Genomic DNA, 21,802 nt, shown 5'->3' on the forward strand with positions numbered 1-21,802 from the left:
CGCTTCACGAGGAGACAGCGGGCCTTGCAGAAGATCACACGGGCTTACCGGCGTTGCTGATCGACCATCGCGTCTTCAGGGGTGTAGCCGAACAGATAGGGGAACGTGCCGGCGAGTGTGTAGAGCGGCCGGTTAATCGCGTAGTCGAACGCATGTCCGATCGGGTGGAGAAGAAAACCGAGCCAGCGAAAGGGATTGTCGTAGACCGGCGAGGCCGCAGCCGGATCGGAATAGACCAGCGCCGTGCTGTCCATCACGTTATAAATGCTGGTCGGGGGGGTATATTCGCGGTCATCCGGATACGCGCCTTGCTGGGAAGTTGTCCCGCAGCCCGAAGCCAGAACAGCCATGATGACGACAGCCAATGCGTACGACGTTACTCTCATACCGAACCTCGCTTGTTGTGGTCCACCGTTACGCCGGCGTTCCTTCAAGACAAATACAGGGGAAGTGTAGCCGACATCCGAACATCTGTCCAGAAACCGGAGGGTTTCACCTGCCTTAAGGAAATCGGTTTGAAGGGCCGCCGCTGGAGGGGGGGTGGTGGGCGATACAGGTATCGAACCTGTGGCCTCTTCCGTGTGAAGGAAGCGCTCTACCACTGAGCTAATCGCCCACGCCAGCGGAGTCTAGCACGGCGTTGCGAAACGGAGCAACACGGACCTCCCGCCCGCCTCTGCCTTGACTTCCCCAAAACACGGTTTCTAGAATGAGCCCTTCTATTTTTCCCCGCAAGGAGCACGGGTCTATGAGAGATGACGTGGTCATCGTGGGCGGTGGTCTGGCCGGCTCGGAAGCGGCCTGGCAGGCCGCCAACCGGGGCGCGAAGGTGACACTCTATGAGATGCGTCCCAAAGAGATGACGCAGGCCCATAAGACGGGCGGCTTGGCCGAGCTGGTCTGCTCCAATTCGTTGGGATCTAGGGACCCGCACAACGCGCCGGGAATTCTGAAAGAGGAAATGCGCCGCCTGGGGTCCTTGATTATCGCCTCCGCGGAGCAGGCGCGGGTTCCCGCCGGATCGGCGCTGGCCGTGGATCGGGATCAATTTTCGCTGGCCGTCACACGCGCGCTCGAAAGCCATCCGAATATCCGGATTGTGCGCGAAGAAATCGCCGGGATCCCGAGGGACTGCCTGTGCATCATCGCGACCGGTCCTTTGACGTCCGAGAAGCTGTCGGACGCCATCCGCCAGGTTACGCAGTCCCAGCATCTCTACTTCTTTGACGCGATCTCGCCGATCGTCGACGCGGATTCGATCAACATGGATATCGCCTTCCGCGCCTCCCGCTACGACAAGGGCGGCGACGATTATCTGAATTGTCCGATGACCGAGGAGCAGTACAATCGGTTTTACGATGCACTCATGGCGGCCGAAAAGGTGCGGCCGAAGGAATTCGAAAAAACGCCGTACTTCGAGGCCTGCATTCCGATCGAAGTGATGGCCGAGCGCGGCCGGCAGACCATGCAGTTCGGGCCGCTCAAGCCGGTCGGCCTGGAAGACCCGAGGACCTGCATCCGGCCCTACGCCGTCGTTCAATTGAGGACCGAGAACGTCCACCGCACCTGCTACAACTTAGTCGGCTTTCAGACCAAGTTGACCTACCCGGAGCAGAAGCGCGTATTCCGCATGATTCCCGGCTTGGAGCAGGCGGAGTTTCTGCGCTACGGCAGCCTGCATCGCAACACCTTCATCAACTCGCCGCAACTGCTGCTGAACACCCTGCAATTCAAAGCGCGCGGCACATTGTTTTTCGCCGGGCAGTTGGTGGGCGTGGAGGGCTACACCGAGTCGGCCGCGATGGGCGGGCTCGCCGGCATCAACGCGGCGCGCGCGTTGGCGGGGTTGCCGCTGGTCAGCCCGCCGCCGACGACGGCGCACGGGTGTCTGGTGGCGCACATCGCCCTGTCGGACCCGCGCCATTTTCAGCCGATGAACACCAACTTCGGCCTCTTCCCTCCGCTGGCGACCGCGCCCAGGGACAAAGAGAAGAAGCGCCGCATGATCGCCGAACGGGCCTTAGAGGACTTCGAATCATGGAAGGCGCGATCGGGGCTTTCGTGAATTTTCTCCAAGTGGAGCGCAACGCGTCGCCGGAAACCGTCCGGAATTACCGGTCCGATCTCCGCCAACTGGCCTCGTTCCTTCACCAAGGCCGGCCGGCCGGCGACTCCCTCAACCCCGATCACGTGACGGCTCAGGATCTCCGACGCTATCTGCATTGGCTCGATCGGCAGGGCGAAAAGGCCTCGTCGCTCGCGAGAAAGTTGGCGTGTCTGCGGAGTTTCTATCGGTTCCTCGTCCGTGCACGGGTCGTGCAGTGGAATCCTGCCGAGGACATCCGCAGTCCCAAATTGCCGAAAGCCCTTCCCCGGGTGCTCACGAAAGACGATGCCGGCGCTCTCATGGAGTCGCCGTCCGGATCGTCGCCGTTGTCCCTACGGGATCGCGCGGTGCTCGAAACGCTGTATTCGACGGGCGCGCGCGTCAGCGAGGCGGTCGGGATGAATGTGGCCGATCTGGACGCCGCTGAGGGACTGGCGCATTTGCGCGGCAAGGGGCGCAAGGAGCGGGTGGTACCGATCGGGGATGTCGCGCTGCAGGCCATTCAGGACTATCGCCGGTCGTTACAGCCGTCCGCGCGTCACCGGGAGCGGTCCGCGCCGCTCTTCCTCAATCATCGAGGAGGGCGTCTGACGACGCGCAGCGTGGCGCGGATCGTGGCGAAGTACTCCAGCCGTCTGGCCGGCGGCGCCGTGAGCCCCCACGCTCTCCGGCATTCGTATGCGACCCATTTATTGGATGAAGGCGCGGATCTGCGGTCCATTCAGGAAATGCTGGGCCATGCCTCGCTGAGCACGACGCAAAAATACACGCACCTGGCTGCTGATCAACTCATGGCTGTCTATGACCGCGCCCATCCAAGGGCCAAAACCGGGGCCGGATCGCGGGCCAAGAAAGACCAGCCGCCGTCATGAGGATTCGGTCCACCACCATTCTCGGTGTGCGGCGCGACGGCCGGGTGGCCATGGGGTGCGACGGGCAGGTCACGGTCGGCACCACGGTGATGAAGCACAACGCGAAAAAGCTCCGCCGCCTGCATCACGATCAGGTGCTGGCCGGCTTCGCGGGCGCCACCGCGGACGCGTTCACGCTCTTCGAGAAATTCGAGAGCAAGTTGGAAGAGCATCGCGGGAATTTGACCAGGGCCGCGGTGGAGCTCGCCAAAGACTGGCGGACCGACCGGGTGCTGCGGCGTCTGGAAGCGCTGCTGGCCGTCGCCGGCCGGGAGCACTCCTTCATCATCTCGGGCACCGGCGACGTCGTGGAGCCGGAAGACGGGATCTTGGCCATCGGATCTGGCGGCCCCTATGCGTTGGCCGCGGCCCGGGCGCTGCTCCATCATTCAGCGCTCGACGCCGCGACGATCGTCGCCGAGTCGATGAAGATTGCCGGCGGCATCGACATCTATACGAACGAACAGATCATCGTCGAGGAATTACGAGGATAACCGTATCGTGGAATCGCGTACGCCAGATATCGGCCAGCTGAACGTCAACAGCCTGACACCGCGCCAGATCGTGGAGGAGCTGAATCGGTATGTGATCGGGCAGAAGGACGCGAAGCGGATGGTCGCGATCGCGCTCCGGAACCGCTGGCGCCGCCAACAGCTGTCGCCCGATCTGCGCGATGAGGTCATGCCGAAGAACATCATCATGATCGGGCCGACCGGCGTCGGTAAAACGGAAATCGCCCGGCGGCTCGCCAAGCTGGCGCAGGCCCCCTTCATCAAAGTCGAGGCGTCGAAGTTCACCGAGGTGGGCTATGTCGGGCGCGACGTGGAGTCCATCGTCCGTGATCTCACCGAGCTCGCGATCAACATGGTGAAGACGCAACGCCTCGAAGTCGTACAGCAAAAGGCCGAACAGCAGGCCGAGGAGCGGCTGCTCGACCTGCTCTTGCCGCCGCCCCCGCCGAGGCCTGGCTTCTTCGACACTGCGGGCGATGCGGCCGCCCAGGCGCCGGCGGATACCCCTGACACCACCCGGTCCAAGCTCCGCTTGCAACTCCGCGAAGGGAAGCTCGACGAGCGCACGGTCGAAATGGAGGTCAAGGAGCGAACCCTCCCGGTCGGCGTGATTTCCAACGTCGGCGGGCTCGACGAGCTGGAAAGCAATCTGCGCGACATGTTGGGCGGCATGTTCCAAGGCAAAAAGAAGAAACGCCCGATGAAAGTGCCGGAAGCGTTGAAGCATCTCGCGCAGGAGGAAGCGCAGAAATTGATCGATATGGATGACGTGGTGCGCGAAGCGATCACCAAAGTGGAGCAGACCGGCATCGTCTTTCTCGACGAGATCGACAAGATCGCCGGGCGGGAACGGACCATGGGGCCGGACGTCTCCCGTGAAGGCGTACAGCGCGACCTGCTGCCGATCGTTGAAGGGTGCACGGTCACGACCAAACACGGGCCGGTGGCCACCGACCATATCCTCTTCATCGCCGCCGGCGCGTTCCACGTCGCGAAACCGTCGGACCTCATTCCGGAGCTCCAGGGCCGGTTCCCCATCCGCGTGGAGCTGAGCCCCTTGTCGAAAGAGGATTTTGTGCGTATCCTCACGGAGCCGAAGGGCGCCCTGGTGCGGCAGTATCAGGCGCTGCTGGCGACCGAGGGGCTGACGGTCGACTTCTCCAAAGAAGGCGTGGAGGAAATCGCCGACATCGCGGTGCAGGTGAACGACCGGACGGAGAATATCGGGGCGCGGCGCCTCTTCACGATCATGGAACGGCTGCTCGAGCAGATCTCGTTCGAAGGGCCGGAGTGGCCGGACAAGCGCATGGAGATCACCGCCGGCTATGTTCGGGAACGTTTGAAAGACATCGTGAAGGACCAGGATCTGAGCCGCTACATTCTTTGAGCGATCAGCGTGTGGGCCTGATTGCTGACAGCCGAGAGCTGACAGCGAGGAGAAACGCATGAACCGACTCATCAAAAAAGCGAACGTCCTGATCGAGGCCCTGCCCTACATCCGGACGTTCCGCGGCAAGACCGTGGTCGTGAAGTACGGCGGCCATGCGATGACCGACGCCTCGCTGAAAGAACGGTTCGCGCAGGATGTCGTGCTGCTCAAGTACGTCGGCATCAACCCGGTCATCATCCATGGAGGCGGGCCGCAGATCGACAAGATGTTGGACCGGCTCGGCATCGAGGCCAAGTTCCGCCACGGCGTCCGGGTGACCGACGAAGCGACGATGGAAATCGTCGAAATGGTGCTCGCCGGCAAGATCAACATGGAGATCACGGATCTGATCAACCGGCACGGCGGCAGCGCCGTGGGATTGAGCGGCAAGGACGGCGGATTGATCCTGAGCAAGCCGCTCACGGCCAAGGCGTGGGCGGAGAGTCTGGAACGCGATCTGGATGGGGAAGACGGGGACGGCGACTTCGGATTGGTGGGCGATATCGAAAAGGTGGACCCGAGCCTGCTGCATAAGCTGCAAGGGGATCACTACATCCCCATCATTGCGCCCATCGGCACGGACCGTGAGGGGAACACCTACAATATCAATGCGGATCTGGTGGCGGGAGCGGTCGCGGGAGCCTTGCGCGCCGAGAAACTCGTCATGATGACCGATATCAAGGGCATTCGCGACGCCAAGGGCCGCCATCTCTCGACGGTCTCGCGCAAAGACGTGCAGCGGATGGTGAAGAAAGGCACGATTACCGAGGGCATGCTGCCGAAAGTGCATGCCTGTCTCGACGCGCTGGCCGGGGGGGTCGGCAAGGCCCACATCATCGACGGCCGCATCCCCCACGCGATCCTGCTCGAGATCTTCACGCATAAAGGCATCGGCACCGAGATCGTGACCTAGCTCTGTCGCCGGGAAACCGACTGCGTGCCCGCCGCCGCCGACCGCTTTACTCACGATCTTCACCGCCTCGTCAGGGAGCGGCATCCCCTCGCCTCTCCCGCCGCATTACGCGAGACTGCGGACTATCTGCGCCAGCGCTTCGCGACTCTTGAGTTGACGGTCACCCGGCATCGATTTCCAGCTCTGGGCGATACCTACGAGAACGTCGTTGCCACCCTTTCTGGTCCATCCGGCGTCGGTAAACCTCTCATCCTGGCCGCCCATTACGATACCGTCGCCGGCTCGCCGGGCGCCGACGACAATGCCAGTTCGCTGGCAGTGCTGATAGATGTCGCGAGTCAAGTAGGCAGACTGGCCCTTGAACGGCCGGTCCAGTTTATCGCCTTCAGTTTGGAAGAGCAGAACCTGCTGGGCAGCCGGGCGTATGCCGCTCACTTGGCCGCCAGCGGGCAATCCATCGACGGCGCCATCGTCTTGGAATGTGTCGGCTATGCTAGCCAGGCGGAAGGCTCGCAGCAGACTCCTCCGGGCGTGCCGGTTCCGGTTCCGACGACCGGAAACTTCCTCGCCGTGGTCGGCAATGAGCGATCGCAGGCCTTCACCGGCTCCGTTGCGCAGGCGATGAGCCGGTGCCTCCCCATCGTCCCCCTGATCGTACCGGGCAATGGCGAGCTGCTCCCCGATACCAGACGGAGCGACCACACAGCCTTTTGGGAGCAGGGCTTCCCGGCCGTCATGCTGACCGACACGGCAAACTTTCGAAATCCCCATTATCACCAGCCGACGGATCGGCTCGACACATTGAATCTCGACTTCATGGCGTCGGTGGCCGACGGCATTGCCGCGGCGGTGATGGCGCTGGCCGGGAAAATGGAACATCCATGAACTCTACTCGCATACTCCGCGGCACAAAGACGGCGATCGCCTCCATCTTCGGCAGGCTCGATTACAAGCGGCTGGGGCCGGTGTATTGCCATGAGGGCGGCGATGAGTTCTGGGCGGCGAAGCGCCAGCCCTGCGTCAGATTCGGCACGGTGGTGGCCGAGGCGTTATTGAAACGATTGCCGGTCGGCGGGCGGAGCCTCTACGTCGGCGCCGGCGTGGCGGAGCTGCCGTGCCTCCTTGCGGAAGCGCTGGACGGTCGGCGACTGGTCGAACCGTACAATCTCCGGCGTGCAGAGGTCGCGGTGCTGAATCGTGCCTGTGAGGGCCTGCCGGTGCGCTTCCGCGCCAGTGATGCGTCTCTCGCGCAAGGGCGGTTCGACCATGTGTGGATGGTCAGCGTGCTGAACGATCCGGAGCGGTTTCCCCATCTGGCGCCGCTGTCCTACGGCAATGCCGATCCGGTCACGTTCGACCCGGTCAAGTTCCAGCGCGAACGCCGGATCGTGCAATCGATCGTCAATCGGTGTCTGGCCAAGCTCCAAGTGCCCGGGTGGGTCACGACATCGACGGAAGAAGTTATCTGGATTGCGGACTGGTGCCATCGAAGGAGAATTCCCTATCGCGTGGAGCGCCGGCAGTACGCCACAGCGCTCGTCGGTGACCCGCTCTGTTTCATGAAAGTCGGGAAGGGGTAGGGCCAATGATCACAGCCGGAAGCCGGTTCTTGCCTGGGTGGCAGTGACCATGTATTGGCCTGCGTACTTCACGTAGTTGTCCGCCGACTCCTTGATCCAGGCCAATTCGGCCTCGGTGGTGGGACGCCGGATCCTCGCCGGCGATCCGAGGATCAGGCTCTTCTGCGGGACGACCGTGCCTTCGACGACCAGCGCGCCAGCCCCCACGATGGAGTCCTCGCCGATCACCGCGCCGTCCATGATGATCGCGCCCATGCCGACCAAGACGCGATCGTGAATCGTACAGCCGTGCAGCACGACGTTGTGCCCGATGGTCACGTCGTTTCCGATGACGAGCGGATGCGTATCATGGGTGACATGCAACATACAGAGATCTTGGACGTTGGTCCGGCTGCCGATCCGGATGTAATGCACGTCGCCCCGGATGACCGCATTGAACCACACGCTGCAGGCCTCGCCCATGACCACATTGCCGATGAGGACGGCGGTGTCTGCGATGAAGCAGGACGGTGGGATGGTCGGGGTGACACCCTGGAACGTGCGGATCATGATGGCACTGTAGGCGAGTTGGCGGGGCCGGCGCAAGTCTCGCGTCTCATTGACAGTCTTTTTGACCCTCCCGTAGACTGCCCTGCATGTCTTCACCGCTCATCATTCCGCGGCGTGCGAAGCCCAATGTGCTAGCGCAGGGGGGCAGGCACGGCTCGGCTGAGCTCGCCGACGTCCGGCCTTCGCCGAAGGCTTCGGCTGGAGCCAGTCCCCACGCGAAGACCACGATCGGCTTTGTGAATCTCGGCTGCTCGAAGAACCAGGTCGATTCCGAAGTCATGCTCGGCACGCTGGTGAGCGAAGGGTTTCAACTGACCGGGGACCCGAAGACCGCCGAGGTGGTCATTATCAACACCTGCGGCTTTATCGAAGAAGCCAAGCAGGAGTCGATCAATACGATTCTGGAACACGGGCATCTCAAGCAAACTGGCGCCTGCCGCGTGCTCATCGCGGCCGGCTGCCTGGCGCAGCGGTATCAAGGCGATCTGCTCAAGGAGCTGCCGGAGCTGGACGGCGTAGTCGGGACCGGCGAGTTCGGGAAGATCGCCGAGATTTGCCGAGATCTCCTGGCCCCCAAGAAGCGGCAGCGGCGTCTGTGGATCAGCCAGCCGCCGTATCTCTATGACGAGCTGGCGCCGCGCATCAGGCTCGGCAAGGCACACAGCGCCTATGTGAAGATCGCCGAAGGCTGCAACCGCAATTGCGCCTTCTGCGCGATTCCGCTCATGCGCGGCAAGCAACGCAGCCGGCCGATCGAATCCATCGTGGCGGAAGCGCGGCGGTTGGCTGCGGACGGGGTGAAGGAAATCAATCTCATTTCGCAGGACACGATCAATTACGGCGTCGATCTGGGCCTGCGACAAGGGCTGGCGAGCTTGCTGCGCGAGCTGGTGAAGGTGAAAGACCTGCGCTGGATCAGGCCGTTTTACTTATATCCGCAGCAAGTGACGGACGATTTGCTCGATCTCTATGCCGGGGAAGAGAACATCACGAAGTACATCGACATGCCGCTTCAGCATATCAACGATCGGATGCTGAAGCGGATGCACCGGCTGGGTGACCGCGCGGCGATCGAGCGTCTGGTGGAGCGGATCCGCTCCAGGATCCCGGGCGTCACGTTCCGGACCGCGTTCATCGTGGGATTTCCCGGCGAGACGGAGGCGGCCTTCGACGAACTGAAGCGCTACGTCGGCGAGGCCGAGTTCGACCGGGTGGCGGTCTTCCTCTATTCCGATGAAGAAGATACTCCGGCGGTCGCGTTCGACGACAAAGTCGATCGCACGCTCATGGACGAGCGCCGCAACGAGCTGCTGGCCATCCAGGACGGCATCGCGGCGGCCAAAGGCCGCGCCAAAATCGGATCGCACATGAAGGTGATGATCGAAGGGCCGTCCGAAGAAACCGAATGGCTGCTCGAAGGCCGGCATGAAGGGATGGCTCCTGAAATCGATGGCGTGGTTTACCTCAACGAGGACGAAGTCCAGGACGCGCCCGGCCCCGGACCGGGCGAATTTGTGAACGTCGAGATTACCGATGCGGGCACTTACGACCTGGTGGGGCGTATTCTGAAGTAATTCGCGTCTCACTGCGGCTCTGTCGCCCTCTGTGAGATTTCGACCACATCTCTTCGCAGGACGTGATCGTGGCGCATAAAAAAGATTCCGTCGTCCTCCTGGTTCACTGTAAGGATCGCAAGGGTATCGTCGCCCGCGTGGCCGGCTTCATCCATGACTTCGGCGGGAACATTCTCGATTCGGATCACCATACCGACGAAGAGACGAACGATTTTCTGATGCGGATGGAATTTGCGACCGAGGGGCTGCAAATTCCGGTTGACGACATCCCGGCGGCCTTTGCGCCGGTCGCCAAGGTCTTCGACATGCGGTATGAAGTCCGGCCCTTGAGCCGGCGTACGCGCGTCGGCATTCTCGTGTCCAAACAGGACCATTGCTTGGCCGATCTCCTGCAGCGTCAGCGGCGCGACGAGCTGCCGATCGACATTCCGCTCATCATTTCCAACCATGACACCTGCGCGAGCTGGGCCGAGCTGTTCAAGATTCCGTTCATGGTCTGTCCGGTGACGAAAGAAACCAAGCCGCAGCAGGAGCAGCAAGTCCTGTCGCTGCTGAAGGCCCAACAGGTGGAATTGGTGGTGATGGCGCGCTACATGCAGATTCTGAGCGCGGATTTTCTGGCGCAGGTCGGCTGCCCGGTCATCAACATTCACCATTCCTTTTTGCCCGCCTTTATCGGGGCCAACCCCTACCGGCAGGCGTACGAGCGCGGCGTCAAGATCATCGGGGCGACGGCGCACTATGCGACGGAGGATTTGGACGAAGGTCCGATCATCGAACAGGATGTGATCCGGATCGGCCATCGCGATACGGTGGAAGATTTGGTGCGCAAAGGGCGCGATTTGGAGGAAATCGTGCTGGCGAGGGCGGTCCGCCGGCACATCGAGCGCCGGGTGCTGGTGTATGGGAGAAAGACGGTGGTGTTCGACTAACAGGCTGTTGAACCGCCGCGTTCGAACCAAGAAGGGGAGCGGGTCGACGACCCGCTCCCCTTCTTGCTTGCGGGATTACACCTTCGCCGAGAGGAACAGCGAATTCCCACGCCGGTTGATGAGGATCAACACCGTGTCGCCTTTCTTCACGTCGGACGACACTTTCTCGAAATCCTTCACCGACTTGACGGGTTGCCGGTTGATCTCTTTGATCACGTCGCCCGGCATGAGCCCCGCCTTTTCAGCGCCGCTGTCCGGCTCGACCTTGGTCACCACCACGCCCTGCGGCTTGCCCTTGAGGCCAAGCTCCTTGGCGGTGTCTTTATCCAGGTCTTGAACCGCCACGCCGGCGAACGCATAGTCGCCTTCGCTGGAATCCGCCCTGGCGATCCTGGTCGTGTCCGGCTGTTCGCCGACGGTCACCGTCAGCTCGCGCTCACGGCCGTCGCGAATCACTTTCACCGGCACCTTGCTGCCGACCGGGGTTCTGGTCACGAGGCGCTGCAGCACCACCGCGTCCTCGACCGGCGTCCCTTGATATTCGGTGATCACGTCGCCCTGCTTGAGGCCGGCCTGATCGGCCGGGCTATCTTCCTTCACGTCGCTGACCAGCGCGCCCTTGGAATCTTTGATGTGGAACGACTTGGCCAGGTCCTGGTTCAGATCCTGGATGCCGATGCCGAGATAGCCGCGGACGACCTTGCCGGTCTTGACGAGACTCTCGTAGATCGGCTTGGCCATCGTCGCCGAGACGGCGAAGCCCACGCCTTGATACCCGCCGCTCTGGGAGAAGATCGCGGTGTTGATGCCGACGAGCTCGCCCTTGGTGTTGACCAGCGCGCCCCCGGAGTTGCCCGGGTTGATGGCGGCGTCGGTCTGGATGAAGTCTTCATACTGGGTGATGCCCATGTGGCCGCGGCCGACGGCGCTCACGATCCCGAGCGTGACCGTCGAGTTCAACCCGAACGGATTGCCCACCGCCAAGACGTACTCTCCGACCTGGAGCTTGGACGCATCGCCCCAGGGCACCACGGGAAGGTTCTGAGCGTCGACTTTCACGACGGCGAGATCCGTCTTCGGATCGGTCCCGACGATCTTGCCCTTGAACTCGCGCTTATCCGGCAGAGTGACGTTCACCTCGCGGGCGTTTGCGATCACATGGTTGTTCGTGAGGATGTATCCGTCCGAGGAGATGATGACGCCCGATCCTTGGCCTCCCCGGGGTCCGCGATGTTCCCAGGGACTCTGCTGCCCCCGACCTCGGGGTCCGAAGGGCTTCCCGAAGAATTCTTCCATGCGTTCGCGCAATTCGTCGGGCAAGGATTGTCCGTCGGAAATCTTCTCCGTCATGACGGTGGTGATGTTCACAACCGCGGGAGTGACTTGCTTCGCGACCTCCGTAAAGCCATTGGCCGGCGCGGTGACGGCCGCGGGCGAGGCGACCGCCGCGGCCGCGCCGGACGCACTGAGAGAGTGGCCGCCCCAGACCAGGGCGCCGCTCATGAGGCCGATTCCAATCACTGGACCGACCATCCGATGCAGGTGTGATGACATACTGCCTCCTTGTGGTACTGGTTAAAGCTGCCGACCGTGGATACAACGATGGATGCCGTCGTGGAGGGCTCGTGAATCCCTCTGCTTTGAACTACGAGGGAACGTAACAACCGGTAATGAGAATACGATTAGCGGCGCATTAAAAGTCGCTAAGCCGGAGGACGGCTCAGCGGGAGGACGACGGTGAAGGTAGATCCTTGGCCGACGTCGCTCTGCACCTCCACGCGGCCCTTGTGCGATTCGGCAATCCAGGCGCAGATGGCGAGGCCGAGACCCGTGCCCTTCTTGGTGTGCGCGCGGGCCTCGTCGGTGCGGAAAAACCGGTCGAAGATGCGTTTGTGATCGTCCTTGGCGATGCCGATGCCGTGGTCCGTCACCGAGAGCCGGGCCTGCTGCCCGTCGTTCAGCAGCGAGACTTCCACCTTGCCGCCCGGATGGGAATATTTGACGGCGTTCTCGACCAGGTTGAGCAGCAGCTCCCGCAGGCGCAACTCGTCGCCTTGCACGACGGCCGGCATGACGGTCCCGAGCACGACCTCGACGTTCCGATCCTGGCCGAGCAACGTGGCTTGTCGGTAAATGTCCTCGACGAGCGACTCCAGCGCCACGGGCAAGGACTCCATCTTGACCTCGCCCATGTCGGCGCGCGAGAGGAACAGTAGTTCATCGACGATATGGGTCATGCGGTCGATTTCCTCGAGATTGCTCTCGAGCACGGTTTGGTAATCTTCCAGCGGCCGCGGCCGGCGGAGCACCAATTCGGTTTCGCCCTTCATGACGGTCAACGGCGTCCGCAGCTCGTGCGAGGCGTCGCTCGTGAACTGGCGGATCTGCCGAAAGGACGCATCCAGGCGGCCGATCATATCGTTGAACGTGCCGGCCAGCCGTCCGATCTCGTCCGGCGAATCCAGCACGGACAAGCGCTGGCTCAAGTCGCCGGCGGCGATCCGTTGCGCGGCCAGCGTGATGGTATCCACCGGGCGCAGGGCGCGGCCCGCCAGAAACCAGCCCCCGGCCAGGGACACGGCCAGGGCGATCGGGATGGCCACGATCAACAGGACGAGAAATCGGCGCAGCGTGTCCTCGATCGACTCCATGGAGGTCCCGACCTGGACGATGTAGAGGAGATTCCCGCGGTAGATGATGGGCACGGAAATCAGGCGCAAGGGGGGTTCATTCGGATACTTGGCGGATTCGAAAATCGTTTGTCCCTTGAAGGTGGCTTCGAGCGCGGCGCGGCTGAGCGGCACTTCATGTTGCTTGATATTGGGCGAGCGGATGGTGATGGTCCCGGAGGGGCTGAAGATTTGAAAGAACTTGTCGATGCGCGCCAGCTCGGGAAACTGCGACAGCAATTCCTCCTCGTCAATGAGCGGGAGGAATCCGCGGTCCTCCAGCGAGCGCACCGCGGTCGCGGCGGTTTCCTCGAGAGATTGATCCACGGCGTCGCGGAGATTGCGCGCCGTGATGGCATAGAGCACGATCGAAAAGATGATCAGGACAGTCGCCAGCGCGCTGCCGTACCAGAGTGTGAGCCTGACGCGCAGAGGCATCAGTCGGCCTTCAGCATGTAGCCGCTCCCGCGGATCGTATGGATGAGCTTGCGCGGGCGTCCGCGGTCGATCTTGTTGCGCAGATAATTGACGTAGACGTCGATGACGTTGGTGAACGTGTCGAAGTCGTGGTTCCAGACATGTTCGGAGATCATCGGCCTGGTCAGCACCCGTCCCGTGTGGCGCATCAGGTATTCCAGCAAGGCGTACTCCTTGAGCGTGAGGTCGATGCGCTGCCCGCCGCGCGTGACCTCGCGGGTCGCCGGATTCAGCATCAAGTCGTCCACCTGGAGGATGCCGGGGCTTTCGGTGGCCCCGCGGCGGAGCAGGGCCCGCACGCGAGCCAGCAGCTCGTCGATGGCGAACGGCTTCGTGAGGTAGTCGTCGGCGCCGGCATCGAGGCCCTTCACCCGCTGATCGACCTGGGATTGCGCCGACAGAATCAAAATCGGCGTCTGGACCCGTTCGCGCCGGAGATTCTTGACGATGTCCAGGCCCGGCATGGAGGGCAGCATCAAATCCACCACGAGCAGATCGTAGTTCGTGCCCAGCGCCATCTCCAGCCCTTTCGCGCCGTCCTCGCACAGATCGACGGCGTAGCTTTCCTCCTCAAGCGCGCGCTTGATGAAGCAGCCGACTTTCGTTTCGTCTTCGATGACCAGGACGCGCATGGGGGCTCCGGCGGTCGTTGATTATATCAAACCATGATGTGTGGATCTGCAGCGGGAGGGGCCCGGGACCGGGATCGGGACTCGGCGAGAAGGAGGATCCTTGCTTAGGTCGAATCGCCCGGCACCACTTGTTCGAGCGAGACGATCAGGGGCTTGTCGCCGCGCATCCGGATGATCCACGTCTCCTCTCCCTCGATCTTCAGCTCCCGGTGCCGATGGCGGAGAGTTTCCGTGGATTTGAGCGAGACTTTGGCGCTCCGTTCGTCGGGCGCCAGCGCGATGTGGGTGCTGACACGGGTATAATCGTTCGCGCTCGGAAAGGCGAATCCCATGTTCAGGGCGGTCCGATATTCCTCGCGCGTTAAGGTCACGAGCTGTTGCTGGGCTCCCTGCTTGATATGGACGGTGATGACGGCCTCGGGGGCGAGATGCCGGAGCAGGCCATCCGCGTCCTTGCGCCGCCTGGCTTGATCGAGAGTGTCGAGCAGGAATTCAATGGATTCGCGTGTGAGCCGACGGTCGGCGTCTTTCTGAGCCGGCGGCCGATCGGACGCGAGGTCAGGGGCCGCCGGGCCGCTCGTGCCGAAGGGAACCCATCGGTGGCCCGGCGCAAGCCGCTGGTCGAACACCGCATAGGCGATCACGACCGCCACGATGATGGAGGCAATCGCCATGGCGGGGCCGGCTGCAGGACCGGATCTCCTTCGCGGCGGTGCCGGGCGGGCTGGGGCTTCTTCAGGCCGGGTGTTGTGCGCAAGAGCCATACAAGACGGCGGACCGGTTCCGCCGCTATTATCGATCCCACCATAGCGAAAAACGAACGGAATGCAATCAAACCGGCTCGATTCGCGGCGCCCTCCGCCTGTCTGCCACAACGATCTTGGAAAAGGCTCGCTGCCGTGCTACCCTTGCCGCTGAGTGACAGTCACTTCTCAGCCGACGCCTCCAGGCGATACACTTGTCATATGACACAGCGGAATTTTCTCGACCCCTCCGATCGTTTTGTCCACCGGCATCTCGGGCCCCGCGAAGACGACATCCAGGAGATGTTGGCTGTGCTCGGCTTGCCTTCGCTGGATGCGCTGGCGGATGCCACCGTGCCGGCCGACATCCGTTTCCGCCGCCCCCTTGATCTTTCCTTGAACCGGGGCGAGAAGGAGGTGCTGGACGAGCTGAAACGTCTGGCTTCGGCGAACCGCGTATATCGCTCGTTGATCGGGATGGGCTACTACGATTGCGTGACGCCTCCGGTCATCCAGCGCAACATCCTGGAAAATCCGGGATGGTATACGCAGTACACGCCCTATCAAGCGGAAATCGCCCAAGGCCGGCTGGAAGCGCTGGTCAACTTCCAAACGATGGTCGCCGATCTGACCGGCCTGCCCCTCGCCAACGCCTCTTTGTTGGACGAAGCCACGGCGGCGGCGGAAGCGATGGCCATGTGCCACACGATCGTCCGCGCCGCCGGCCAGGAACGGAAGGAATTCTTTGTCTCTCAAGATTGCCATCCGCAGACGATCGCCGTGATGCAGACCCGGGCGGAGCCGCTCGGTCTGACGATCCGCGTCGGCATGACGAGGACCCTCGATGTCCGTGACGGGCGGCTCTGCGGACTGCTGCTGCAGTATCCGGCTACGGACGGCTATGTCGGGGACTACAGCGCGCTGGTCGAGCAGGCGCATCACGCCGGCGTGCTGGTGGTGGTGGCGACCGATCTGCTCGCGCTCACGCTGCTCCGCTCGCCCGGCGAATCAGGCGCCGATATCGCCGTCGGCTCGTCCCAGCGCTTCGGCGTGCCGGTGGGATTCGGCGGACCGCACGCGGCGTTTCTGGCGACCAAAGAAGAGTACAAACGGCAAATGCCCGGCCGGATCGTGGGCGTGTCAAGAGATGTGACGGGGAAGCCCGCCTGCCGCCTGGCGCTGCAAACGAGGGAACAACACATTCGCCGCGAAAAAGCAACCAGCAATATCTGCACGGCCCAGGTGCTGTTGGCGATCATGGCCGGCATGTATGCCGTGTACCACGGTCCGAACGGTCTCCGGCGCATTGCCGAACGGGTGCGCGGGTTGACATTGGTGCTCGCCGAAGGGCTGCGGCGATTGGGCTTCGACGTGGCGCCGAAGCTCTTTTTCGATACGATCCGCGTGCCGGTCCCCCGCGCCCAAGCTGAGCAGATTCTGGCCCGGGCGGACGAGCAACGCATGAACCTGCGGCGCCACGAAGACGGGTCCATCGGCCTGTCGCTCGATGAGACCAGTTCCCCGGACGAGGTCCGCCGCTTGTGGGAGATTTTTGTGGGCCACGATCGGATCTCGTTCACCGTGCAGGATCTGACAGCGGCGGTCGCGCTCGACTATCCCCCCTCGCTGGCGCGGACGAGCGCGTATCTCACGCATGACGTGTTCAACCGGTATCACTCGGAACATGAGATGCTCCGGTATCTGCACCGCCTGCAGGCCAAAGATTTGTCTTTGGTCCACTCGATGATCCCCCTCGGCTCCTGCACCATGAAGCTGAATGCGACGTCGGAGATGCTGCCGGTCACGTGGCCGGAGTTCGCCTCGCTGCATCCGTTTGCGCCGGCTGAACAGACACGCGGCTATCAGGAACTATTCCGGCAGCTGGAAGCCTGGCTGGCGGAGATTACGGGCTTCGCCGCGATTTCCCTGCAACCGAACGCGGGATCGCAGGGGGAGTATGCGGGGCTCATGGTCATTCGCGCCTATCATCGCGCGCAGGGGGAAGGCCATCGGGATGTCTGTTTGATTCCGGTCTCGGCGCACGGTACCAATCCCGCCAGCGCCGCCATGGCCGGTATGACCGTGGTGCCCGTCGCCTGCGACCGGCACGGCAACGTCGATCTGGCCGATCTCGAAGCGAAGGCGGCCGAGCACCGGGACCGGCTCTCGACCTTGATGCTCACCTACCCCTCGACGCATGGGGTGTTTGAACCGGGTGTCCGCCGGATGTGCCAGATCGTGCACACGCACGGGGGACAGATTTATATGGACGGCGCCAACATGAACGCGCAAGTCGGGCTTTGCCGCCCGGGCGACATCGGCGCCGACGTCTGCCATCTCAACTTGCATAAAACGTTTTGTATCCCGCACGGCGGCGGCGGCCCGGGCATGGGGCCCATCGGCGTCGCGCGGCACCTGACGCCTTTTCTACCGGGCCATCCCGTTACCCAGCTGGGCGGCCCGGAAGCGATCGGCCCGGTGTCCGCCGCTCCCTATGGCAGCCCCAGCATCCTGCCGATCTCCTGGGTCTACATCGCCCTGATGGGCCGGGACGGCTTGACGAAGGCCACGCAGGTGGCGATTCTCAACGCCAATTACATGGCCAAGCGGTTGGAAAAGCATTATCCCATCCTCTACACCGGCACCAGTGGCCTGGTGGCCCACGAATTCATTCTGGATCTCCGGCCGTTCAAAGAAAGCGCCGGGGTCGAAGCGATGGATGTGGCGAAACGCTTGATGGACTACGGCTTCCATGCGCCGACAGTGTCCTTTCCCGTGGCCGGCACGTTGATGATCGAGCCGACGGAGAGTGAAGCCAAGGGCGAGTTGGACCGGTTGTGCGAGGCGCTGATCTCGATCCGTGCCGAGATTCAAGACATTGCCGAGGGGCGCCAGCCGAGGACGAACAATCTGCTCAAGAACGCGCCCCATACCGCCTCCGCCGTGACGGCGAACGAATGGGAGCGTCCCTACAGCCGAGAACAGGCGGCCTTTCCCGCTCCATGGGTGCGCCAAAACAAGTTCTGGCCGAGCGTGGGCCGGATCGACGAAGCCTATGGCGATCGCCATCTCGTCTGTAGTTGTCCTCCGATGGAGAGCTACCAGTCTTAGCATCACACTCGTCCCCCCTATACATGCCGCGTCTCTTGGGGTTACAAGCCGGCTCTTTCTTCCTGAGCCTCTGGTGTTGCCTCGCTTCCGTTGCGGCAGATGTAGTGCCCGTCGCAACGGCCGATTCCAGCCCAGCCGTGGAGGGACAGCCCGGCCAGTCTTACGGGCCCGGGACCCGGCTCCTGATTCCCCAAGGCCGCGCCTCCTTCGTGATCCCCGCCGGCTGGCAAGCACAACGACCCGATGACTCTGAGACCATCGTGGCCGTGTCCGACTCCGGCGCTGGGTTCATCATGGTCTTCATGCTCCTCCATATGACCGAAGAGCAGCTCACGGAGTTGCTGGCCGAACCACAGCCGCTGACACACGATCTCGTCTTCGAGCCGACAGGAACCGTCGCGAAGAAGGGAAACCGGTTGACCGCCTCCTATGAATCCGGGTCCCTTTCCGGACGCGCGCTGGCCGTGATGGGACCGGATCAGGCGGTGTTGTTTTTTCTCGGCAGCCCGCATACCGACTCCGGCCATGCCGATCGAGTGCTCGACGAGTTGGCCGACTCCACGGAATTCCCCGCGCCGCAGTAACGCGACTCTGATCGACCCTCCTTGCCGCTCGTTTCATTCCGGCAGTAGAGTGGAAGTCAGCGCCTGACAGGGAGAGGAGGACGCGTATGCAGGGCATCGATCGGCGTCAGTTTCTCGTCCGGACCGGGCTGGCGCTGGGCGCGGCCGCGCTTGCGCGCGGCCTGCCTGACACCGTGGCCGCCGACCCCGCCGTCCGCTTCGACGACTGGAAGACAGTCAAAGCCCAGTTTCCTCTGTCGCCGGAATTGATCCATCTCGCCGGCTTCTTTTTGGCCTCGCATCCGACCCCGGTGCGCCGCGCCATCGAGCGGCATCGCGCCGGCTTGGATGCGGACCCGCTCGGCTACTGGCTGGACCACGAAGAAAAACAGGAAGCGAGCGTCTTGCGGGCGGCGGCGCGCTATCTGGGGGCCGAGCCGACGGAGATCGCGCTCACCGACAGCACCACGATGGGATTGGGGCTGCTGTACGGAGGCCTGGATCTTCGGCCGAGGCAGGAAATCCTGACGACTACCCATGACCATTACTCCACCGACATGTCGCTGCGTCTGCGCGCCGAACGGACCGGCGCCACGGTGCGCAAGGTGACGCTGTATGAGACGGCCTACACGGCGTCCCGCGACCAACTCATCGAGCGCCTGGTCAAACAGATCAGACCCGAGACCCGGATCGTCGCCGTGACCTGGGTGCATTCGGGCACCGGGCTCAAGCTGCCGATCGCGGACATGGCCCGCGCCATCGCGCAGATCAATCGCAATCGTGACGAGAAGGACCGCGCGCTCTTGTGCGTCGACGGCGTCCACGCGCTGGGCGTGGAAGACTTCAAGGTACACGAGGTCGGCTGTGACTTTCTGATCGCCGGGACGCACAAATGGATGTTCGGTCCGCGCGGAACCGGTTTGGTCTGGGGCCATCCCCGCGCATGGCCGATCGCGAACGCGATCATTCCGACCTTCAACACCGAAGCCTATGACCAGTGGATGCAGCTTTACCCGCCCAAGCCGCTGCCCCAGCCCGTCTATCTGACTCCCGGCGGCTTTCATTCTTTCGAACACCGCTGGGCGCTCGACGAAGCGTTCGCGTTCCATGAGGCGATCGGCAGGCAGCGGGTGACGGAGCGCATCGCCGAATTGAGCCGGCAACTGAAGCAGGGCCTCGCCGCGATGAAACACATCATCCTGCACACGCCGCTGTCGCAGGAGCTCTCCGCCGGAATCGTTTGTTTCGAAGTGGCGGGGCTCACGCCCCGTCAGGCGGTGGAGAAACTTCGGCAGCGCGGGATCGTCGGCAGCGTGACACCCTACGCGACGCAATACGCCAGGCTGGCGGCCGGCGTCTTCAATACGCCGGAAGAAATCGACCGGACATTGGCGAGGGTGCAGGAGCTGTCAGCGTAAGGAGCCGGTGTTCAATTTTGTCACGCCCAACCCCCTTCCTTTGGGGCATTGTTCTCTCTGTGCCGGTTCGGCGATAAGTAGGCCTCGCAACGAAGAGCTAACCGGCGATGCCTCAGATTCTCAACTTCAGCCAACATGCCAGCGACGACGAGGTCCAGTATCTCACCACGCTGCTGCTGTATCATCTCGTCGAACGGTGCGGCGGCCAGCTCCAGTTCACCGCGCAGGACGTCTTCCACATCCGGCAAAGCCTTTCGACCAAAATGGTGCAAATCCAGCTCGGCGACGACGTGAAACTCCGCATCATTGATCGCGTGCCGGAGCTGCAGTAAGCTTCGGGTCCTATCTCGACGAACAGCCCGACCGTCCTGCTCCGCTCATCTCCCGGCGGGGGCCCTCTCGTTGCGCTCGCCCGGTGACAGATAGCGTCTGGCGCGGTCAGGCGGGCGGGTGAGACCGTTCACCGACTTGCCGAGTCACCCACACATACACACACCACAATATCGAACGGAACCGCAGTCGCTTAAGAGCTGCCCCTGAAATGACCGCTTAAGCTGCCGTGACGACATCATAAGGCACGGTACGCCGCGGCGCTGCTTTCGATAGCCTTACCTTCCAGGCTTTTCTGCTTCCCATGGTTACTTCAGCATGAGACTTTCGGCGTCTGATTTATTTATTATGGGGCATTATGAAGGCCTAATGGTACGAGATCGAGGAGTGTAGTTTGTCCGGCCATGGACAGGGCGCTGCAAGAAAAAGCAAGAGCTGTGTCATAGAGCCGTGTCTTATGGTACGGGAAGCCGAGTCATCAAGTAGCGACAGTATCGGAAACTTTATAAAGCTTTTGACAGCGGCATGCGATGGTTTGCAGTCAATATGGCTCATTGGTTCCAGAGCGAACGGCACAGCGAAGCCAGATTCGGATTGGGATCTTCTCGCCTTCGGAAGTCCAGCTGTATTGGCTTATCTTAGAAGCTGTCCTGAATATCACAGATCCGACATCGACTTTCTCGTCGTTACAGACGGTGACCACTTTGAAAATGCCTGGGGCATGAAGAACAAATCTGGCTCAATATCGAACTGGGAATGGTGTCAAATATCGGATGAATATGCTTATTACACTGGAGCAAAGGCAAGTGGCACGGACGACATCGTCGTCGATCGCCAAATCAGCCTATTGCTGTGGGCGCGAGTCCCTACTACTCGAAGAAGAGGGTCAACGTCGTCATTGGACTAGATTAGCAAGAAGGACAATTTATGAACCACGTCAGCATAGTTCTTCAGAGGAAAGCATCCATGGCATTATCGTCTTTAATACTTTTGCTACTGTTGACGCATGTTGACTCTGTGCAAGGAGAGCCTACAACGCTTGAGCTTGTGTCGAATCAGAGGCGGTGTGAGCAGGCTGCAGATAAATCTCTCAAATGCGAATATAAAATTGGAAAGACGCTACATATTTCAATTGACGGTATCGGACAGCCCGACACAGGAATCACTTTCATGAAGTCTGATTTTGACGGAGACTTTTATGCCAGCTTTGGTGTATTGCACGGTTGCATAATTGTCAAAAGTGGCCCCAAAAGTAGCTCCCCAAACGCGCTGGATTTTGCTTTCATCTCTCCTCGGAACGGAAAAGCCTATGGGAATTGGGAAGATTGTCAGTCTGATATGTAGTTCCCTTG

At 62.0% G+C, this 21,802-nt stretch carries 21 protein-coding genes and 1 tRNA gene; 15 read left to right on the plus strand and 7 right to left on the minus strand.

The features are described 5' to 3' along the window. Positions 1-44: 44 nt before the first annotated feature. Both NITMOv2_RS00920 and NITMOv2_RS00925 read right to left on the minus strand, forming a co-directional pair. On the minus strand, positions 45-386 hold the full coding sequence (locus NITMOv2_RS00920) for a hypothetical protein (RefSeq protein ID WP_145976122.1): 342 nt from the start codon (positions 384-386) through the stop codon (positions 45-47). Positions 387-541: 155 nt separating this feature from the next. Beyond that, positions 542-616: transfer RNA gene (locus tag NITMOv2_RS00925), tRNA-Val, on the minus strand. A 132-nt stretch (positions 617-748) separates the two neighbouring features. Between NITMOv2_RS00925 and trmFO the strand changes: the two genes are divergently transcribed. The 7 genes from trmFO to NITMOv2_RS00960 are packed head-to-tail and all read left to right on the plus strand — an operon-like array spanning position 749 to position 7,452. Continuing rightward, on the plus strand, positions 749-2,065 hold the full coding sequence (trmFO, locus tag NITMOv2_RS00930; RefSeq protein WP_053378108.1) for a methylenetetrahydrofolate--tRNA-(uracil(54)-C(5))-methyltransferase (FADH(2)-oxidizing) TrmFO: 1,317 nt from the start codon (positions 749-751) through the stop codon (positions 2,063-2,065). After that, on the plus strand, positions 2,038-2,979 hold the full coding sequence (gene xerC, locus NITMOv2_RS00935; protein WP_053378109.1) for a tyrosine recombinase XerC: 942 nt from the start codon (positions 2,038-2,040) through the stop codon (positions 2,977-2,979). Before trmFO ends, xerC begins: the two co-directional genes overlap by 28 nt. After that, entirely contained in the window at positions 2,976-3,512 is a 537-nt protein-coding gene (gene hslV / locus NITMOv2_RS00940; RefSeq protein ID WP_053378110.1) for an ATP-dependent protease subunit HslV, read from the plus strand. Before xerC ends, hslV begins: the two co-directional genes overlap by 4 nt. Positions 3,513-3,519: 7 nt before the next feature. Next, a complete protein-coding gene (hslU, locus tag NITMOv2_RS00945; protein WP_083447647.1) occupies positions 3,520-4,917 on the plus strand; it encodes an ATP-dependent protease ATPase subunit HslU in 1,398 nt (465 codons plus the stop codon). Positions 4,918-4,975: 58 nt separating this feature from the next. Next, a complete protein-coding gene (gene argB / locus NITMOv2_RS00950) occupies positions 4,976-5,872 on the plus strand; it encodes an acetylglutamate kinase (RefSeq protein ID WP_053378111.1) in 897 nt (298 codons plus the stop codon). A gap of 24 nt (positions 5,873-5,896) precedes the next feature. After that, on the plus strand, positions 5,897-6,757 hold the full coding sequence (locus NITMOv2_RS00955; protein WP_053378112.1) for a M28 family peptidase: 861 nt from the start codon (positions 5,897-5,899) through the stop codon (positions 6,755-6,757). Next, entirely contained in the window at positions 6,754-7,452 is a 699-nt protein-coding gene (locus tag NITMOv2_RS00960; RefSeq protein WP_053378113.1) for a class I SAM-dependent methyltransferase, read from the plus strand. The genes NITMOv2_RS00955 and NITMOv2_RS00960 overlap by 4 nt, the downstream gene beginning before the upstream one ends. A gap of 9 nt (positions 7,453-7,461) precedes the next feature. Here the strand turns inward: NITMOv2_RS00960 and NITMOv2_RS00965 are convergent, their stop codons facing one another. Then, positions 7,462-8,001, minus strand: coding sequence for a gamma carbonic anhydrase family protein (locus NITMOv2_RS00965; RefSeq protein ID WP_053381941.1), 540 nt, complete (start codon positions 7,999-8,001; stop codon positions 7,462-7,464). 86 nt (positions 8,002-8,087) lie between these two features. Between NITMOv2_RS00965 and rimO the strand changes: the two genes are divergently transcribed. Both rimO and purU read left to right on the plus strand, forming a co-directional pair. Next, a complete protein-coding gene (gene rimO, locus NITMOv2_RS00970) occupies positions 8,088-9,575 on the plus strand; it encodes a 30S ribosomal protein S12 methylthiotransferase RimO (protein ID WP_053378114.1) in 1,488 nt (495 codons plus the stop codon). 68 nt (positions 9,576-9,643) lie between these two features. After that, positions 9,644-10,507 carry a formyltetrahydrofolate deformylase gene (gene purU, locus NITMOv2_RS00975; RefSeq protein WP_053381942.1) on the plus strand — a complete coding sequence of 288 codons (864 nt, stop codon included), beginning with the start codon at positions 9,644-9,646 and terminating at the stop codon, positions 10,505-10,507. Between the two features lie 75 nt (positions 10,508-10,582). On the opposite strand, the gene NITMOv2_RS00980 is transcribed toward purU, so the two are convergent. The 4 genes from NITMOv2_RS00980 to NITMOv2_RS00995 all read right to left on the minus strand — a co-directional run bounded on the left by NITMOv2_RS00980 (position 10,583) and on the right by NITMOv2_RS00995 (position 14,959). After that, the gene (locus tag NITMOv2_RS00980) at positions 10,583-12,061 is read right to left on the minus strand and encodes a DegQ family serine endoprotease (RefSeq protein ID WP_083447648.1); all 1,479 of its coding nucleotides are present in this window, start codon (positions 12,059-12,061) and stop codon (positions 10,583-10,585) included. 149 nt (positions 12,062-12,210) lie between these two features. Next, entirely contained in the window at positions 12,211-13,614 is a 1,404-nt protein-coding gene (locus NITMOv2_RS00985; RefSeq protein WP_053378116.1) for a sensor histidine kinase, read from the minus strand. After that, entirely contained in the window at positions 13,614-14,285 is a 672-nt protein-coding gene (locus tag NITMOv2_RS00990; protein ID WP_053378117.1) for a response regulator, read from the minus strand. The genes NITMOv2_RS00985 and NITMOv2_RS00990 overlap by 1 nt, the downstream gene beginning before the upstream one ends. 104 nt (positions 14,286-14,389) lie before the next feature. Continuing rightward, positions 14,390-14,959: a hypothetical protein gene (locus NITMOv2_RS00995; protein ID WP_053378118.1), complete on the minus strand. Its 570-nt coding sequence runs from the start codon at positions 14,957-14,959 to the stop codon at positions 14,390-14,392. A 291-nt stretch (positions 14,960-15,250) separates the two neighbouring features. Between NITMOv2_RS00995 and gcvP the strand changes: the two genes are divergently transcribed. The 6 genes from gcvP to NITMOv2_RS23205 all read left to right on the plus strand — a co-directional run bounded on the left by gcvP (position 15,251) and on the right by NITMOv2_RS23205 (position 21,794). Continuing rightward, entirely contained in the window at positions 15,251-18,139 is a 2,889-nt protein-coding gene (gene gcvP / locus NITMOv2_RS01000) for an aminomethyl-transferring glycine dehydrogenase (protein ID WP_053378119.1), read from the plus strand. Positions 18,140-18,243: 104 nt separating this feature from the next. Beyond that, entirely contained in the window at positions 18,244-18,723 is a 480-nt protein-coding gene (locus NITMOv2_RS01005) for a hypothetical protein (protein ID WP_145976123.1), read from the plus strand. A gap of 86 nt (positions 18,724-18,809) precedes the next feature. Further along, a complete protein-coding gene (locus tag NITMOv2_RS01010; RefSeq protein ID WP_053378121.1) occupies positions 18,810-20,120 on the plus strand; it encodes an aminotransferase class V-fold PLP-dependent enzyme in 1,311 nt (436 codons plus the stop codon). Positions 20,121-20,227: 107 nt separating this feature from the next. Beyond that, positions 20,228-20,452: a hypothetical protein gene (locus tag NITMOv2_RS01015; protein ID WP_053378122.1), complete on the plus strand. Its 225-nt coding sequence runs from the start codon at positions 20,228-20,230 to the stop codon at positions 20,450-20,452. A gap of 455 nt (positions 20,453-20,907) precedes the next feature. Further along, positions 20,908-21,357, plus strand: coding sequence for a nucleotidyltransferase domain-containing protein (locus tag NITMOv2_RS24850; RefSeq protein WP_145976124.1), 450 nt, complete (start codon positions 20,908-20,910; stop codon positions 21,355-21,357). Between the two features lie 20 nt (positions 21,358-21,377). After that, positions 21,378-21,794 (plus strand): hypothetical protein, encoded by a 417-nt coding sequence (locus NITMOv2_RS23205; protein ID WP_145976125.1) that lies wholly within the window; start codon positions 21,378-21,380, stop codon positions 21,792-21,794. Positions 21,795-21,802 lie beyond the last annotated feature (8 nt).

Source organism: Nitrospira moscoviensis, assembly GCF_001273775.1.
GTDB lineage: Bacteria > Nitrospirota > Nitrospiria > Nitrospirales > Nitrospiraceae > Nitrospira_D > Nitrospira_D moscoviensis.

What these genes read in the sequence shown, in the direction of transcription:
- NITMOv2_RS00920 (WP_145976122.1), bottom strand. Translation starts at nt 386, where the DNA reads ATGAGAGTAACGTCGTACGCATTGGCTGTCGTCATCATGGCTGTTCTG.
- trmFO (WP_053378108.1), top strand. Translation starts at nt 749, where the DNA reads ATGAGAGATGACGTGGTCATCGTGGGCGGTGGTCTGGCCGGCTCGGAA.
- xerC (WP_053378109.1), top strand. Translation starts at nt 2,038, where the DNA reads ATGGAAGGCGCGATCGGGGCTTTCGTGAATTTTCTCCAAGTGGAGCGC.
- hslV (WP_053378110.1), top strand. Translation starts at nt 2,976, where the DNA reads ATGAGGATTCGGTCCACCACCATTCTCGGTGTGCGGCGCGACGGCCGG.
- argB (WP_053378111.1), top strand. Translation starts at nt 4,976, where the DNA reads ATGAACCGACTCATCAAAAAAGCGAACGTCCTGATCGAGGCCCTGCCC.
- NITMOv2_RS00960 (WP_053378113.1), top strand. Translation starts at nt 6,754, where the DNA reads ATGAACTCTACTCGCATACTCCGCGGCACAAAGACGGCGATCGCCTCC.
- NITMOv2_RS00965 (WP_053381941.1), bottom strand. Translation starts at nt 8,001, where the DNA reads ATGATCCGCACGTTCCAGGGTGTCACCCCGACCATCCCACCGTCCTGC.
- rimO (WP_053378114.1), top strand. Translation starts at nt 8,088, where the DNA reads ATGTCTTCACCGCTCATCATTCCGCGGCGTGCGAAGCCCAATGTGCTA.
- NITMOv2_RS00980 (WP_083447648.1), bottom strand. Translation starts at nt 12,061, where the DNA reads ATGTCATCACACCTGCATCGGATGGTCGGTCCAGTGATTGGAATCGGC.
- NITMOv2_RS00985 (WP_053378116.1), bottom strand. Translation starts at nt 13,614, where the DNA reads ATGCCTCTGCGCGTCAGGCTCACACTCTGGTACGGCAGCGCGCTGGCG.
- NITMOv2_RS00990 (WP_053378117.1), bottom strand. Translation starts at nt 14,285, where the DNA reads ATGCGCGTCCTGGTCATCGAAGACGAAACGAAAGTCGGCTGCTTCATC.
- NITMOv2_RS00995 (WP_053378118.1), bottom strand. Translation starts at nt 14,959, where the DNA reads ATGGCGATTGCCTCCATCATCGTGGCGGTCGTGATCGCCTATGCGGTG.
- gcvP (WP_053378119.1), top strand. Translation starts at nt 15,251, where the DNA reads ATGACACAGCGGAATTTTCTCGACCCCTCCGATCGTTTTGTCCACCGG.
- NITMOv2_RS01010 (WP_053378121.1), top strand. Translation starts at nt 18,810, where the DNA reads ATGCAGGGCATCGATCGGCGTCAGTTTCTCGTCCGGACCGGGCTGGCG.
- NITMOv2_RS01015 (WP_053378122.1), top strand. Translation starts at nt 20,228, where the DNA reads ATGCCTCAGATTCTCAACTTCAGCCAACATGCCAGCGACGACGAGGTC.
- NITMOv2_RS24850 (WP_145976124.1), top strand. Translation starts at nt 20,908, where the DNA reads ATGGTACGGGAAGCCGAGTCATCAAGTAGCGACAGTATCGGAAACTTT.
- NITMOv2_RS23205 (WP_145976125.1), top strand. Translation starts at nt 21,378, where the DNA reads ATGAACCACGTCAGCATAGTTCTTCAGAGGAAAGCATCCATGGCATTA.